General features: G+C 52.8%; 15 protein-coding genes. 3 read left to right on the forward strand and 12 right to left on the reverse strand.

Annotated features, from left to right (window positions below; translation table 11 throughout):
- Window positions 1–132: 132 nt before the first annotated feature.
- Window positions 133–825: a GntR family transcriptional regulator gene (locus MKY64_RS11805; protein ID WP_339256501.1), complete on the forward strand. Its 693-nt coding sequence runs from the start codon at window positions 133–135 to the stop codon at window positions 823–825.
- Window positions 826–873: 48 nt separating this feature from the next.
- Entirely contained in the window at window positions 874–1,728 is an 855-nt protein-coding gene (locus tag MKY64_RS11810) for an SDR family oxidoreductase (protein WP_340953188.1), read from the forward strand.
- Window positions 1,729–1,794: 66 nt separating this feature from the next.
- Here the strand turns inward: MKY64_RS11810 and MKY64_RS11815 are convergent, their stop codons facing one another.
- From MKY64_RS11815 to MKY64_RS11870, 12 genes are all read right to left on the reverse strand, one after another.
- Entirely contained in the window at window positions 1,795–2,484 is a 690-nt protein-coding gene (locus MKY64_RS11815) for an ABC transporter ATP-binding protein (protein WP_036728687.1), read from the reverse strand.
- Complete coding sequence (locus MKY64_RS11820) at window positions 2,481–3,605, reverse strand: ABC transporter permease (protein WP_340953191.1); 1,125 nt, start codon at window positions 3,603–3,605, stop codon at window positions 2,481–2,483. Before MKY64_RS11820 ends, MKY64_RS11815 begins: the two co-directional genes overlap by 4 nt.
- 277 nt (window positions 3,606–3,882) lie before the next feature.
- Entirely contained in the window at window positions 3,883–5,274 is a 1,392-nt protein-coding gene (locus MKY64_RS11825) for a sensor histidine kinase (RefSeq protein ID WP_340953193.1), read from the reverse strand.
- Window positions 5,271–5,948 (reverse strand): response regulator transcription factor, encoded by a 678-nt coding sequence (locus tag MKY64_RS11830; RefSeq protein WP_036728695.1) that lies wholly within the window; start codon window positions 5,946–5,948, stop codon window positions 5,271–5,273. Before MKY64_RS11830 ends, MKY64_RS11825 begins: the two co-directional genes overlap by 4 nt.
- A gap of 109 nt (window positions 5,949–6,057) precedes the next feature.
- Window positions 6,058–6,879: an SDR family oxidoreductase gene (locus MKY64_RS11835; RefSeq protein ID WP_340953197.1), complete on the reverse strand. Its 822-nt coding sequence runs from the start codon at window positions 6,877–6,879 to the stop codon at window positions 6,058–6,060.
- 123 nt (window positions 6,880–7,002) lie between these two features.
- The gene (locus tag MKY64_RS11840) at window positions 7,003–7,449 is read right to left on the reverse strand and encodes a MarR family winged helix-turn-helix transcriptional regulator (protein WP_339314090.1); all 447 of its coding nucleotides are present in this window, start codon (window positions 7,447–7,449) and stop codon (window positions 7,003–7,005) included.
- A 171-nt stretch (window positions 7,450–7,620) separates the two neighbouring features.
- The gene (locus MKY64_RS11845; protein WP_340958067.1) at window positions 7,621–8,808 is read right to left on the reverse strand and encodes a metallophosphoesterase; all 1,188 of its coding nucleotides are present in this window, start codon (window positions 8,806–8,808) and stop codon (window positions 7,621–7,623) included.
- 177 nt (window positions 8,809–8,985) lie between these two features.
- Window positions 8,986–9,639 carry an HIT domain-containing protein gene (locus tag MKY64_RS33410; protein ID WP_445323324.1) on the reverse strand — a complete coding sequence of 218 codons (654 nt, stop codon included), beginning with the start codon at window positions 9,637–9,639 and terminating at the stop codon, window positions 8,986–8,988.
- Between the two features lie 351 nt (window positions 9,640–9,990).
- Complete coding sequence (locus MKY64_RS11855; protein WP_081751292.1) at window positions 9,991–10,404, reverse strand: bacteriohemerythrin; 414 nt, start codon at window positions 10,402–10,404, stop codon at window positions 9,991–9,993.
- Window positions 10,405–10,524: 120 nt separating this feature from the next.
- Entirely contained in the window at window positions 10,525–11,430 is a 906-nt protein-coding gene (locus MKY64_RS11860) for an NUDIX hydrolase (protein WP_036728705.1), read from the reverse strand.
- Window positions 11,431–11,836: 406 nt separating this feature from the next.
- Entirely contained in the window at window positions 11,837–12,700 is an 864-nt protein-coding gene (locus MKY64_RS11865) for a cation diffusion facilitator family transporter (protein ID WP_340953201.1), read from the reverse strand.
- 420 nt (window positions 12,701–13,120) lie between these two features.
- Window positions 13,121–13,624: a ferritin gene (locus tag MKY64_RS11870; protein ID WP_036728710.1), complete on the reverse strand. Its 504-nt coding sequence runs from the start codon at window positions 13,622–13,624 to the stop codon at window positions 13,121–13,123.
- Window positions 13,625–13,739: 115 nt separating this feature from the next.
- On the opposite strand from MKY64_RS11870, the gene nagZ reads away from it, so the two are divergent.
- Window positions 13,740–15,086, forward strand: a complete 1,347-nt coding sequence (gene nagZ, locus MKY64_RS11875; protein WP_340953203.1) for a beta-N-acetylhexosaminidase — start codon at window positions 13,740–13,742, stop codon at window positions 15,084–15,086.
- Window positions 15,087–15,438: the final 352 nt, after the last annotated feature.

Consider the following 15,438-nt stretch of genomic DNA (forward strand, 5'->3'; position numbering starts at 1 on the left):
ATGATATTGACGGGCCACGGATACCGTCCTTAAGCGGACAGCAGGCGCTTCTGCCCATTCGCACTACCATACTACCATACAAGTATGGTAGTATGGTAGTGCTTACACAATCAATAACAGGAGGGTTACACGATGGAATATACTATCGGTACACAAGCACTCTCCACAAGGGACATCGTGTATCGTTCACTGAAGAATCAGATTCTGCTGCTGGAGCTGCCGCCCGGAACCGGGATTTCGGAGAAGGAGATTTCGCTGAAGTTCAGTGTCAGCCGCACTCCGGTCCGTGAGGCCTTTGTCCGTCTGGCCCAGGAGGGCCTGCTTGCTGTATACCCCCAGCGGGGAACGGTGGTCTCCCTGATTGATTCCGAGCTCGTGGAAGAAGCCCGCTTCATGCGCGAGCATCTGGAGCGGGCAGTCATCCGGGAATCGTGCAGCGCCTTCCAGGCCAGGAATCTTATCGATCTGAAGGCTAATCTGGACAAGCAGAAGCTCTGCATCGAGGATCAGGACTATAAGGAAATGTTCATGCTGGACGAAGAGTTCCATCATGTGATTTTCATGGGCTGCAATAAAAAGAATACCTGGGAGGTCATCCAGCAGATCAAGGTTCATCTGAACCGCAGCCGGATGCTCAAGCTCACGGCAGATCACAACTGGGAGCATCTGTACCGGCAGCATTATGGTCTATATGAAGCCATTGAGCAGCATAATATTCAGCAAGGGGATCAGCTTATGCAGGAGCATATGGCCCTGACGATCGCCGATCAGGAGATGCTGATGGAGAAATATCCGCAATATTATAAGCAAAGATCCGCAGACTGATATAACCTGACGTACGATCATACTTTCACCAAGAAGGGTTGGATCACTATGTCCGAGTTGGCATTACAGCCTGCATTGGCAGGCAAGACCGCTGTAATTACCGGAGGAGCCGGAGCCCTCTGCAGCGCTATGGCGCTGGAATTGGCCCGTCAAGGCATGAAGGTCGCCATCCTGAACCGTACGGAGGCCAAAGGGGCAGCTCTGGCTGCACAGATCACTTCCGGCGGCGGCCAGTCCCTGGCCTTGGCCTGCGATGTTATGGATGCCGGGAGTGTCCGGCAGGCTGCGGAAGAGATCCACAAGCTGTGGGGTCCCTGCGACTTGTTGATCAATGGAGCCGGGGGCAATCAGCCTTCGGCGATTACCACCAAGGAGACCTTAGAACCGGGAGACCTGGAGAATCCCGATGTCATCTCCTTCTTCGATCTGTCCGTGAGCGGGTTCCGAACGGTCCTTGACCTCAATCTGACCGGAACATTAATTCCAACCCAAATCTTCGCCAAGCAGATGCTCGGACGCCCCGGAGCAGCGGTGATCAACATCTCCTCCATGAGCGCCGCATCGCCACTCACCAAGGTTCCGGCTTACAGTGCGGCCAAGGCAGGCATCAACAACTTCACACAGTGGCTTGCGGTGCATCTGGCAGAGTCCGGCATACGGGTGAATGCCATCGCCCCCGGCTTCTTCGTCACTGCACAGAATGAACAGCTGCTAAAGAACCCGAACGGTGAACTGACCGAACGTTCGCTCAAAATCATCTCCCAGACCCCGATGCGCCGCTTCGGCACACCGGAGGATCTGCTCGGCACCTTGCTCTGGCTGGCCGATGAGCGCATGTCCGGGTTCGTAACCGGGGTAACCATTCCCGTAGACGGCGGGTTTATGGCCTACTCGGGCGTGTGAAGGCATTCTGCAGCGGGAAACCGGCAATCAAAAAAACTGAACCCCGTCCCCAGGGTTCAGTTCCAATTAATTAAGGCTATGCGCTTCAACCAGCACGCCATCCTCCAGATGCAGCACCCGGTCGCACCAGTCCAGCATTCGTTCGTCATGAGTAACCATTACAGCAGCCTTGCCTTCGCTCCGCACCTCGTCTGCTATCATCCGTACCACTTCCCGGCCACGGCTGTAATCCAGGCTGGCTGTAGGCTCGTCTGCGAACAGAATGGCCGGCTTGTTCATCCACGCCCGGGCAATCGCCACCCGCTGCTTCTCGCCCCCGGACAGCTGTTCGGGGTAATGGTTGCGGCGTTCCCAGATCTCCAGACGCTTCAGCAGATAGGCGGCACGCACCTTCGCTTCCTTCGGGCTGAGCTTAGCCAGCTTCGCTACATAGAGCAGCTGCTCCTCTACCTTCAGGAACGGCAGCAGCTGCGCACTTTGGAACATGAAGCCGATTTTTTTCAGCCGCAGCTCCGTCAATTCCCCCTTGTCCTTGTCACGCAGCGACTCGCCGTCGAGGAGGATTTCTCCGCTGGTGGGCGTAAGCAGCGCACCAGCTGCGGAGAGAAATGTGCTTTTCCCGGAGCCGGATGGCCCCAGTACTGCTATGAATTCGCCTTCGTTCACCGTAAGGTCCAGATGGTTCAGAACGGTCATCGCCCCGTCCCCATCCCCGTAAGTCTTGGTTACCTGCTTCATCACTAATTTCGCACTCATGCTCCAGTCCTCCCTATCGCTTCCAAGGCATCCACCTTAGCTACTCTTGCTACCGAAATTAACGAGCCCAGCAGGGACATCCCTATGAACAGCAGACTGGTCATCGCCATCGTCTGTCCGTCCAGCTCAAACGGCATCGTGTCGGGCAGGCCCATATTCATCCCAAGCGTAAGCAATATGCCCAGCACCAGACTGGCGACAGACAGCAGCATCACTTGACCGATTACACTCCAGGCCAGATAGGACATCTTGGTCCCCATCGCCTTCAGGATACCGAATTGGCTGGTCTTCTGGATCGTAATGACATAGAAGAATACAGCAAGAACTACTGCGGCAATCACGAACAGGAACACAATCATCATCAGCAGCGAATTCTGCTCGGCGGAGTAACCGGGAACACTGGCGATCGCCTGTTTTTGCGTAATTACCTCTACGGACTGTAGCTGATCTGCAATCTGCCCAGCTTGAGCCGCCGTTACATCCAGCGCGATTACATTGTACGGGGCATTGGCCTTGCCTGAACCTCCGCCTCCCTGAACCGTTCCTTGCTTCATCGCCTGCCAGTCCAGCTGATTGATATAGACCACCGGAGTATGGCTGTAGGAGCTGTCCTTCACGAAGCCGGTAACCGTCCAGCTCATGCCGGAAGCCTGATCACGGATCGTACTGCCAATGGTAACGCCGGACTGTTCCAGCTTGGAGTCTGCAACCGCGCTGCCTTGAACCTCATTGGTGAATCCGGCGCCTTCCGTTACTTCAGGAGCCAGCATGCCCGTCATATCTACGGCAAAAAAAGTAATATCCGCCTTCACATCCGCACCGGCAGCTGTAATTGTACTGGTCTGTACACCCAGCGGAGTCGCGTTCGCCTCTCCGGCTACTGACCGGGCAGCCGCAAGCTCCGTATCCGTTAACTGTGAACGCCTGAAGGTATGATCCGCATCGCTCTGCACGGCAAAGTAATTGGCGGGCATATTTTTCAGCGCCGAAATGTTGGCATAAGCAAGACCTCTAGCCAGGCCGGTGACGAACAGCACCAGGAACGACACCAGCAGCATAATCACCATAATGAGACTGTAGCGTGCTTTGGAGTGCCTCATCTCCCGTATTGCCAAGAACATATAACCACTCCTTCTAATCTGTATATCCACAGTTTAGAGAGTGAAGATGAACGGAGTATGAATAGAGAATTACACTATATAGATTGAACATAGCCGCTTCCAAAAACAGATGGCAGGCGCAACTGCGGTGAATATTGGACTTCCGGCCGCTGTTGTTCCCGGATTTCTTGATTTATACAACTATCCGTGGTAGAAATCCGGTAACAAAGGCGTACGCTATCGCTCCTACAGTTCCAAATTCCCCTCCGTTGCTTTCATCTATTTTATGAAGGACTAATCAATCTATATCGTTAGGGTGGCAGGGCAAAGAAACAGTGAACGTCGTTCCTTCTCCTACTATGCTCGTCACCTCGATGGTTCCGCCATGCGCCTGGACGATCTTTTGGGCAATGGCCAGACCCAGCCCGCTGCTACCCGGCTCACGGGATCGCGACTGATCCACCTTGTAGAACCGGTCGAAGATCATCGGCAGCTGCTCCGCCGGAATACCCGCCCCGTTGTCGGTCACTGTTACAATACATTGCTGGCCCTCCACATGGGCTGCGATACTGAGGGTCCCGCCCGCCGGGGTGTATTTGATCGCATTCGTCACCAGATTCATCCACACCTGATAGAGCAGATTGGAATCGCCCGCAAGCGTGATGTCTCCGGCATGCAACCGCACCGCAAGCTCTTTCTCCGTAAGATGCCATTCCATAATCTGAATGACCTGGCGCAGTTGGGCGCGCAGATCGAAGCTTCTCTTCTGCAGGGCATTCTCATCGTAATCCAGTGAGGACAAGGTTAGCAGCTGCGTGCTGAGCATGGACAACCGCCGGCTCTCATCCCCGATAATGGACAGATACTCCAGACGCTGGGCTTCCGGCAGAGTACCGTCCTGGAGCGCATGGGCGAAGCCCTGAATAGAGGTTAGCGGCGACTCAATCTCATGCGAGACATTGGCGACAAACTCCTGTCTTGCCCGGTTCGTGCGTTCCAGCTCACGGCTCATCGTCATGAAGTGGGAAGCCAGTTGGCCGATCTCGTCGCGGCGTGCGGTGTAGAGCTTAATGTCGTAGCGCCCTTTGGAGATTAGGAGCGTGGCCTCGGTTAACCGGGTGATCGGCCGCACCACATGAAATACAGTAATCAGCATGAACCACAGGCTTAGCAGAATAATGACCCCGATAATCACGACAAAAAAGATCCGCAGCTCCCCGAACTGCACCTGGGCATCCGGACGCATGAACAAGGCATAGGTCTCCCCGTTAATATGGACCGGCACCCCAATGGAATTGCTGAGCTGGTTATCGAAGAACCCTGTCACGAACAGCTGGCCGGGGAAATTACCCACCCCATGGTAAATCTCCCCGGCCAGCACACTGCGCAGCGCTTCCTCCTTGAGGTCATTTTTGCGGAAAGGCAGGCCATAGAAGCGTTCCTCTCCATCGGCATTGACCAGATACATTTTGTACCCCAGGGAAGCCGTACTCAGGAGATATTCTTCCACAGCATCCGGGTGATCCTCAATGAACTGCTGCAAACCTATGGCCATCCGGGTCAGCTTAGCATCATTCTTCGGCTTGACCTGGGATTGGTAATACAGGTTGGAGACCAGAAATCCCAGCACGCTGCTGATCATAATCACCGAGCAGAAGATAATACTCATCCGTACATAGAGCGATCTCATGAGTTCACCATGTCCACTTTGTAGCCAATTCCCCGGACCGTGCGGATGATAAAATCATTCTGGTATTCACTGAACCGCTGACGCAGGCGCTTGATATGCACATCCACCGTCCGCTCGTCCCCTTCGTAGTCCGCCCCCCAGACCAGCTCAATCAGCTCACCACGCGTGAACAGGCGTCCCGGATATTGGGCCAGCTGGGCCAGCAGTTCGAATTCCTTCACCGGCAGCAGCAGCACCTCTGTCCCGTCACTGATCTCGTAATTCTTACGGTCGATCACCAGCGAATTCAGGCGAATCCGGTCATCTGAAGCGATGGAATAACGGCGGAACAAGGCCTTGATGCGAAAGATCAACTCCTCCGGTTCAAAAGGCTTGGTCACATAATCATCCGTCCCGTGCAGATAACCCTGCTCCTTATCACTGAGCTGCTGACGGGCCGTCAGCAGAATGACGGGAATGTCATAGTTCTCCCTTATGTATGCACACAGCTCCAATCCGTCCATATGCGGCATCATCACATCCACCACCGCCAGATCGACCGTCTGCTCCTTCATGCGTGCCGCGGCTTCCAGCCCGTCTCCGGCTTCTATCGCTTGATATCCTTCTCTGGTAAGAACATGCCGCAGCAGCGTGCGGATATGAACATCATCATCGGCTACCAGTATCTTTTTCAACTTACATACGCTCCCTCCGGCTTGCCTGATCAATGTCATCATACTAGCAACAAACCCTGCTCAAAACAATAGGACTCCAAACCAACAAGCTCACTTAGGTCAGTACGTTCTAAACTATAAAAGGCAGTATGCTGTCCCGCAAGGGGGTGACCGGTCTGCCCGTAAGCCGCTCCAAATCCCCGGAGGTGGAAGCCGTATCCAGCTTGCTCATAAAAGCATAGATCCAGTGCTGAATTCCGTCATCCTGACGGTGCACCACCGGCTTGCCGGCAACCTCTGTCAGAACTTCGGCTAGATCGCCAAAATCCCAGGTCTGCGGAGCGGTCAATTCGTAGATGCGGTTGCCTGCTCCCTCTTCGCCAAGTACAGCAGCAACAGCAGCCAATGCAAGATCCCGTCGGCCTGCCGAGTTAAACTTCCATTCTCCCGGTGCCGTCACCAGCTCTCCGCTGGAGAGGGCTTCCTTCAGCCCCAGCACCCCTACGAAATCAATATAAAGAGCATTGCGCAAAAAGGTATATTCCAGCCCGGACTCTATAATCGCCTGTTCCGTCAATGTATGCACATTATCCGGCTTGCTCTGATCTGTTCTCCGCCCTGAGAATGCAAAACCAGTATATAGGATATGTCTCACACCGCTTCGTTTGGCCGCATCAATCACCCGCTTATGCTGGGACAGACGAACATTATCATCCGTATGCGAGCTGGAGATCAGCAGGAGCCGGGAAATCCCGCGAAAAGCTTCATTCAGTGTTTCCGGCAGATCATAATCCACCTTGCGGACTTCAATTCCCTGCTCCCGGATAAAAGGAGCTTGCTCCGCACTTCTTACTCCGGCAATGATTTGCCCTACAGGGATGCGGCTACGCAGATTCTCCAGAATCAGACTTCCCAGTTGCCCGTTTGCTCCCGTAATCAATATTGTCGTCATAGGCGATAACACCCTTTCCTTATTGGAATCAGATTTCTTCACATATCCACCGGCATACTCCAGCCGCTATATATAATCTCTGTCTGCGGGCAGCCTCCCGGCATGCGGAACATTCCACACCTTCTATCCTCTGCTCAGCTTATTCAGCAGCTCCAGCAGCAGCTGCAGCTCCGGCTCATCCAGCCGGTTCATTACCGCCGCAACGGCTTTCCGGTTCCCCGGCAGCTGCTCCAGCAGCAGGCGCTTACCTGCTTCAGTCAGCGAAATGACTGTCTTACGGCCATCCTGTGCGTGAGCCGCCCGTGTAATATAGCCATCCTTCTCCAGCGGAGTCAGCAGCAGGCTGATGTTGGCTTTAGTTACCGCGATTCGCTCAGCAAGCAGTGAGGGCAGAATCGATCCCCCGTGCTTTGCAATCTCAACCAGTACACGAATTCTTGCCCCGTTCAGCCCCTGTACCTGCCAGTATTTCTCGGAGACGGCCACAGTGCCCGCTGTCGCTCCCACCAAGGCGAAAAAAACCTCATTTTCAAGCGGCAGCTCAAGCACAATCTTTTGCAAATCATCCATTAGCAGTCGTCAACTCCATTTAGTTAATAGCTTAACTATTTCTACAGATAGATTAGCGGATTCCGGCAGGAATGTCAAAAGAAAATGAATAACTCCTCCATAACCCGAAAAAAACCCCCTATCTTCCCTAAGGAAGGTAGAGGGTTCAATCCTGCCACATGCAGGTTTCCGTTAGATCAAAACAGGCTTAGCCGCAGGTGACACCTTGTCTGCACCAAAGCTCATGCTGCCATCCAGCACAAGTTCCAGCTTAATCAGCTCTGAGCGGCTGGCCAGGCGGATCGGCGGTCCCCAGGTTCCGTAGCCGGAGGAGACAATGACATGCAGCTTGTTTTTGAGCAGGTAGCCCCAATCCAGTTCGAACAACCGCCGGGTAATCCAGTGATTCGGTGCAATCTGCCCCCGGTGGGTATGTCCAGACAGCAGCACATCCACTCCAGCCTCCGAAGCGATCCCGAAGCCAGTCGGCTGATGATCCATCATCAGGATCGGCTTGCTGCGGTCCACTCCCTGTAGAAGAGTCTCCACGCTGAGCCGTCCACCCTCCATGTGCTCGGCAGTCTTGTCTTTGCGCCCGACCACGTAGACTCCCGACGTCTCCACCACTTCATCCTGTAACACCTGAATGCCGACACCCCGCATAACCTCTGTATACTGCGCAATCGAGCCGCCGTAGTATTCGTGATTCCCCAGCACGGCGTAGACTCCATAACGTGCCTTCAGCTGCTTCAGCTGCTGCTCCATCCCATTGCGGAGAAAAGGCTCAATGCTGTCATCCAGCACATCCCCGGCCAGCAGAATGATATCCGGGTTCATCGCGTTCATCTCCCTGACCATTCTTCGCAGATGGCGGTTGCCGACAATGTTGCCCAGATGGAGGTCGGAGGCTACTGCTACCGTCAGCGGAACGCTGGTTCCGATGGATTTTTCCACCTTAAGCCGGTGGGTCCGCACCACAGTACTCCAGGCATTGCGCGATCCCCAGACCAGGAAGACAGCGAGCAATACCAGCACTGTAGTCCCGGCTTCCGTTACGAATGCGGAGAGTCCTACGCCTGCGAGCGCCAGCACACCATAGAGCAGATCGGTCAGCGGCAGCATGATCACGGCGAACTCCATACAAGCCAGATAATAAGAGCCAATCACCTTGAACAACCTGCCTACCGGTCTCAGCGCCTGCGGCAGCGGCACCCGGCCAATCATATAAGAGAAGGAAATGACAAGAAAGACAGTCCAGTACGCAGCAGTATTCATCCCCGGCAGCCATGCCTGGAGCAATACGGACAGATGCCATCCAATGTAGACATTCACCAGTCCAAGCACCAGCACCATGACCGCAGCCCCGGCCAGCATCCGCATGTTTTTCACTTCATTCCACTCCCTTAAAGTAAGTTTCTATACGATCTACTTCAAATCATAACACAAAGTATTCACCAGGTATAAACTGTGCCGTCAACCTGTGATAAACCTGAGTTCCCCTTGGACAAAAAAGAAAGACAGCCCTGCGGCTGCCGTTGAAGGAATGTGTGTTTTCGCTTATTGTCTCAGTTCCTTAATTTCTTCAAGCAATAAGCCGGTGGCTTCGGAAATGGTTTGCAGGTCTATGCCGCGCTCCAGAAGTTTAATGGCAATTTCTTTGCTCGTCTCGGACTTGGCTCCTTCAATACGGGAATGTTCATCGCTCAGCGCCTTCATCCGGGCATTATAAGCCATTCGCGCTGCCGCATCCTGACTTAGAAACTCCAGGGTGTCCATCGCTTTTTTCAGCATCGGCTCTTTCTCAGCCAACCCTTCCACCATTCTCCGTCTCGTCTCGCCCAGCCGTTCCCCTGCCCCGTCGGGGTGCAGCGGTTCTCCCCACAGTAGCCCGTCCCCCTCATACCGGGGAAGCACATGCATATGATAGTGGGTCAGATCATTGAATTTACCGCCGTCTGCAATAATTCTGATCCCGTCCGGCTGGTAAAGAGATTTGAGCAGCGCGGAGAGCTTTTGTGAAGCCTCCATAACAGCATGTGCAGTCTTCGCATCCATCTCATCGACGTCCCAATAGTGCTTTTTCGGCAGAATCAGGGTATGGCCTTCATTGAAGGGCTCGATATCGAGTACACAGGTGATATATTCATTCTCATAGACGATATTCAGGTCAGGCTCAAGCCCGTTCGCAATTCTACACCCCAGGCAATCCATGATGATCCTCCCCCCTTAAACACAATGAATACTATGATAATATCAACAGGCAATAGGGTTCATTGAAGTATTTTGGTAACTCTTATAGAAATGTGATCGGTTTTTCGATTACATTTGGCCTACGTAGAGCTCCCAGTTCAATTGTGATCGGTTTTTCGATTACATTCGGCTTACGTAGATCTTACAGTCCAATTGTAATCGGTTTTTCGATTACATTCGGCTTACGTAGAGCTTACAGTCCAATTATGATCGGTTTTTCGATTACATTCGGCCTACGCGGCGCATCCGGTCCAAGCAGCTAATATAAAAAAAGAAATGCCTTACAGCATTTCCTTGTTCCCGATCATTCAGTTAGCCCGCCCGGTTACCTTTGGCAGCGATGCATTCACCGATTAGCTTGTCGCATTTGTGAATATGATTGATCAGCCAATCCGTCAGCGTCCGGTTCAGCTTGATCGTGGATAATACGGATACGCCCTTGGTCTTAATCGTCTCCTCCAGTTCCAACACCGTCTGCACGAATTCAGCGTGTGTCTTCTGATGCTCCGTCAGCTCCGGGAAGTCGATGTCCTTCATTAACTGCTCTTCACTGCCGAAATGCTCCACGGTGTAATCCTTGAGGAACCTCAGCGTCTCTTCGATCTTTTCTTTGCCCTGCTGGTTGCTGCAAGCGTCAAAAAAGTCGTTCAGCTTCACCAGCAGCTGCCTGTGCTGACAATCAATTTTTTCTACTCCGATATCATACGAATCCTTCCAGCTAATCATAGGCTCACCTTGTCCTTTGCCATAAACACAATAGTCAAAATATAACTAATTGTCTGCTTTTCCCTATGAAAGTTCTATTAAGAACATCACAAGGCAGCGTTGCCGGACAGAAGGGCATTCTCAAAATAAATTCCATTCCCGGTTATACCGGTACAGCTTCGAGGGACGGTGTCCGGCATCCCGGGTGCTCTGATCCGTCTCGATGACCCGCTCGGCGATTTTGCGGCGGAAGGCGGCGGCGAGCAGCTCTTTGCCGAGGATAATCTCATACACACGCTGCAGCTCGGACAAGGTGAACAACGGCGGCATGAGATTGAAGATAATATCCGTATATTCCGCCTTGCCGCGCAGACGTTCGATGGCATACTGCACCATGAGCAGATGGTCAAAAGAAAACCCCGCGCTGCGCACGATCTCACGGCTGACCTGTCGGACATGCCCTTGAATAGTCTCGGTAAGCTTGACCACCCCGCTTAGCTTCTCCTGCTCACTCTCCAGTATAATCTCCACCAGTGTCTCCTGACGGACGTCCTGCTCCAGTACCTCGCGGCGGGTCTCCAGAATGTGGTACGAGACATCGAACCAGGCTGCTGCGGCTGCATCATCCCCTGCCTGTACGTCCAGAGCCTTGCGGTCCACGAGCGCCATGTAGGAGCAGCTGATCACCCGCATCCGCGGATCACGGTCTACCTCGCCCCAGGTATACAGCTGCTCCATGTAGATATTATCGATATTAGTCTCGCTGTACAGCTCCCGGCGGGCTGCTTCCTCTACGCTCTCACTGATCCCTACGAACCCTCCCGGCAAGGCCCACTGTCCCAGAAAAGGATGCTCCCCGCGCTGAATCAGCAAGAGCTGTAAGGACTTATCCGCCAGCTTGCGGTAGTTATTCTGCTCTCGCTCCATCACGGTGAAAATCAGCATATCGACGGTGACAGACGGACGTTCGTAGTTGCCCGCATTATAATTCTGCAGGAATTGCTCCTCGTTCAAGCCGTTAGAGTCGGTTACGGGTTGATTTGGCATGGATATTCTCCTTGTCTTGAATCGATTAATAGGATTCGGTTGTTAATAACATATTGTTATTATATACATGGTATTGGAATGCGGGCAAGTCCGGCCAGGGCGAAGATCGTTTTTTCCCAATCTATATAAGACGTACTAAAGGTTTGAACTTGAAGCTTTGTCGTCGCTGCGGTGAACATTTGGACTTCCGGCCACTGCCCGCTCCCAGATTTCTTGATTTAAACCACTATTCGTGGTAGAAATCCGGTGACAAAGGCGTTCGCTAACGCTCCTACAGTTCCAAATTTCCCCTCCGCTTCTTTTTGCTGTTCGTTAATTTCTTTAGTGCGCCTTATCTAGCACAAAAAAATGCCCCACCCGAAGGCAAGGCAATTCATATAACCTATTCTTGTTGTACACCTGTTGATCACATCGGTTCGATGTGGACGAGTACGGTTGAGACCTGATGACGGTCCTTAAGCTGATCTTCGATCTCCTCCGTAATATCGTGACTCTGCACCACATTCAGACTGGAATCCACCAGTACTGTAGTATCGACCAGCACATTATTACCGTGAATACGGGCTTTGATATCCTTAATCGACTCCACACCTTCAATCTCAGCTACTGTCTGCTTCATCAGTTCCAGCTTACCGGCATCGAAGCCGTCGGTGAGGTCATGTGTAGCTTTGCGGAAAATATCCCAGGCCGTCTTGCAGATCAGCAATCCGACAATCGTAGCTGTGAGCGGATCTAACCAGGGAATGCCGAACTGTGAGCCGATAATGCCAACGAAGGCTCCCATGCTGACCAGCGCATCCGATCGGTTATCCTGCGCCACTGCATGCATGGCATTGCTGTTCAGCTTGCGAGCAAGCCTGATGTTGTACCGGTATACTGCGATCATAACCACAGCACAGGCAGCTGCCGTCCACGCTGCAATCAGATCAGGGGTCTCCAGCACAGGCTGAATGAATTTGTTCACACCCTGATAGAGCACTTGGAAGCCTACAGCAATCATGATAAAAGAGGCGACCAGTGCGGCAACTGTCTCTGCTCTGAAATGACCATAGCCATGGTTCGAATCCGGGGGTCTGCGGGAAATCCTGAGTCCGGTCAGAATGGCCAGGGAAGCAATAATGTCGGTGCTGTTATTCAGCCCGTCAGCCAGGAGTGCCTGAGAGCCTGACACCGTTCCTATGAATAATTTGACTGCAGATAAGAGTATGTATGCTAAAAGACTTAGCCATGCTCCTTTTTCACTTTGTTTGATATCGCTGTAATTTTCCAAGAAAAAGGACCTCCAAAGATTAGTATTGTTCCATACTACACGCTGACTTACGGGTGGGTCTAGAGAAACAGTGTTGCCGGACAGCGCAAGAGTTAACCCCGCTAAATAGAGTTGGGAGCCCGGAAGTAAGTTGCCACTTCCTACATTCTTTGCCCTTGTTCAACTTTGCAGTCCATCTGCTGCTGACAGGCCGTGTAACTTTTCTCGCAAAACGTAGTCTAAGTATATGGGGACCTTAGGTCGGCCAAGCAGAAACGGCGTTCCCGTCCTATCAAGGACGGTACCGTTTCAGCGAGAAATAGAAGGATAAGTTATCGTGTGAAACATATAATTCCTTATATTTGCACACAAAAAAGCGGCTTCCCCCTCTTCAGGAGAATGCCGCTAAGCTTGCGTATGAATGGTTACCCTAGCTGTTCTCTACTCCGCTGGCGGTGTAAATGAACGTCCTGCAAATTCTGCATCCAGCATATAGAAGGCATTGCTGTCGGTTTCGATCCGTTTGAGCTTGGCGATAATGTTGCTGAAGAGTGCCTCTTCTTCCACCTGCTCATCAATGAACCATTTCAGGAAATAGATGGTCGCATGCTCCCGTTCATCCAGGGCCAAATCCGCCAGATGATAGAATTTCTTCGTATTCTGCTGCTCATGGGCGAAGGCATGCTCGAACGCATCCAGCATGGAGCTATACTCATTGTTCGGTTCAGGCATCGCCGCAAGGGTGGCCCGGTAGTCCCGGTCATTCAGGAATTTGTAGATTTTCATGGCATGGAACCGTTCTTCTTCAGCCTGCACCAGAAAGAAATTGGCGAATCCGTCCAGGCTCTCACCGGAACAATACGCAGCCATCGCAAGATAGACATGAGCAGAATAGAATTCGAAATTCATTTGTTCATTAAGCGTGTTCATTAATTGCTCTTTCATTGACAGGTCACCTCATCCTATAGTATTGATTATGCTTGAAGCAGTTCATATGTAATGTCTTATTCATTCTATCATCCTTATCCGCCAAACCGCAATCGAAAGGAAGATTCCCCCTATGAAATGGTTCAGCCGTCAAAAAATAAACAATACTTCCCCCCGCCGCGCTCTCCTCCTGCTCGCTGCCTCCGCCTCTCTGCTGCTGGCAAGCGGCTGTGAGGGGAATGGAAATTCAGCACAACTGACAAACGCAGGCTCCTCCCAGGCAGCGGTGCCAGCCTCTCCGGCTGCCGCACAGACGCCTGTGCCTGCGGCAACCGATGCCCCAGTGACCCCGTCACCTGAGGCTTCGGCCACTCCTGACCCGGTCTCCCGGAAGCTCGCCGGAATGACCCTGGAGGAGAAGATCGGGCAGATGCTGCTGGTCGGCATCCAAGGCAAAGCGGCAGGAGCAGAAGCCCTGAAGATGATTGCCGAAGATAAGGTCGGCGGAATCATTCTGTATTCTAATAATGTCGGCAGCCTGAAGGAGCTGGTGCAGCTGACCAACGCTCTGAAGCAGAGCAATGCGGGGAATCCCGCACCGCTGTTCATGAGTGTCGATCAGGAGGGCGGCAAGGTCAGCCGTCTCCCCGATGACTACGCCACCTTCCCTTCGAACGCGGCAGTCGGCAGAGGAGATGATGCCGCCGCTGCCGGAACGATGGGCGAACTGCTTGCCCGGGCGGTGAAATCCTCCGGCTTCAATATGGACTTCGCGCCGGTGCTCGACATCAACAGCAACCCGGATAATCCGGTAATTGGTGACCGTTCCTTCGGCAGCAACGCAGAGCTGGTCACCCGGCTCGGCATTGCCGAGATGCAGGGGCTCGAGCGTGAAGGCGTTATTCCCGTGGTCAAGCATTATCCAGGCCATGGCGATACCTCGGTAGACTCACACCTGGAGCTGCCGGTCATCAACAAGACGGAGACCCAGCTGGCAGAACTGGAATGGCTGCCATTCCAGGCAGCGATACGGGAGAAGGCTGATGCTGTAATGGTGGCCCATATTCTATATCCGAAGCTCGACCCGGACAAGCCCGCCTCCCTGTCCCAAGTGATTATCGGCCAGCAGCTCCGCGGGCTGATGGGATACGAAGGGGTAGTCATTACGGATGACTTGACCATGGGCGCAATCGTCAAGAACTACAGCCTCCCTGCTGCGGCAGTAGAATCTGTATTGGCCGGCAGCGATATCCTGCTGGTCGCCCATGAATACAAGAACGAGCAAGCCGTACGCGCCGCACTGCTGGACAGTGTCAAGAATGGCCGCATCTCCGAAGCACGGATTGACGAGAGTGTCTACCGGATTCTGGCGCTGAAGGCCAAGTATCAGTTAACGGACGAAGCGGTGCCCTTGCCTGATCTCGCCGGACTGAACAGTGACATCCAGGCTTGGCGTAAGCCGTATCAGCAGAACAAGTAGTTAACAAGCGGAATCGGTACACTCTCAACCATTTATATACTTAGGGGGAGTTTACTCCACTAACCCGTGGGATGAACCGTCAGAGTTGGAAAAAAGGCACTTAATTAAGCCGAAACCATGCGCTGTGGGGAAGCAGTTGGAAAAAGTACATTTTATCCACCAAGCCCCATAATCTCAGCAGAATTCGGTCTGATTAAGTGTTATTTATCCAACTGCTATAAGTAATTGTTCCTGCGACCATAAATTAGATGTACTATTTCCACTTAGATGATCCGCCGCGCGCCACTCACGCCTATACTTTCTATTCAAAAAGCCCCAAACCCGGCAATCAACCAGGTTTGGGGCTATATAC

The organism is Paenibacillus sp. FSL R7-0210 (assembly GCF_038009085.1).
In the GTDB taxonomy this organism is placed as follows: domain Bacteria; phylum Bacillota; class Bacilli; order Paenibacillales; family Paenibacillaceae; genus Paenibacillus_AQ; species Paenibacillus_AQ silagei.

Coding starts and splice junctions, on each gene's coding strand:
- MKY64_RS11805 (WP_339256501.1), top strand. CDS start 133: ATGGAATATACTATCGGTACACAAGCACTCTCCACAAGGGACATCGTG.
- MKY64_RS11810 (WP_340953188.1), top strand. CDS start 874: ATGTCCGAGTTGGCATTACAGCCTGCATTGGCAGGCAAGACCGCTGTA.
- MKY64_RS11815 (WP_036728687.1), bottom strand. CDS start 2,484: ATGAGTGCGAAATTAGTGATGAAGCAGGTAACCAAGACTTACGGGGAT.
- MKY64_RS11820 (WP_340953191.1), bottom strand. CDS start 3,605: ATGTTCTTGGCAATACGGGAGATGAGGCACTCCAAAGCACGCTACAGT.
- MKY64_RS11825 (WP_340953193.1), bottom strand. CDS start 5,274: ATGAGATCGCTCTATGTACGGATGAGTATTATCTTCTGCTCGGTGATT.
- MKY64_RS11835 (WP_340953197.1), bottom strand. CDS start 6,879: ATGACGACAATATTGATTACGGGAGCAAACGGGCAACTGGGAAGTCTG.
- MKY64_RS11840 (WP_339314090.1), bottom strand. CDS start 7,449: ATGGATGATTTGCAAAAGATTGTGCTTGAGCTGCCGCTTGAAAATGAG.
- MKY64_RS11845 (WP_340958067.1), bottom strand. CDS start 8,808: ATGCGGATGCTGGCCGGGGCTGCGGTCATGGTGCTGGTGCTTGGACTG.
- MKY64_RS33410 (WP_445323324.1), bottom strand. CDS start 9,639: ATGGATTGCCTGGGGTGTAGAATTGCGAACGGGCTTGAGCCTGACCTG.
- MKY64_RS11855 (WP_081751292.1), bottom strand. CDS start 10,404: ATGATTAGCTGGAAGGATTCGTATGATATCGGAGTAGAAAAAATTGAT.
- MKY64_RS11860 (WP_036728705.1), bottom strand. CDS start 11,430: ATGCCAAATCAACCCGTAACCGACTCTAACGGCTTGAACGAGGAGCAA.
- MKY64_RS11870 (WP_036728710.1), bottom strand. CDS start 13,624: ATGAAAGAGCAATTAATGAACACGCTTAATGAACAAATGAATTTCGAA.
- nagZ (WP_340953203.1), top strand. CDS start 13,740: ATGAAATGGTTCAGCCGTCAAAAAATAAACAATACTTCCCCCCGCCGC.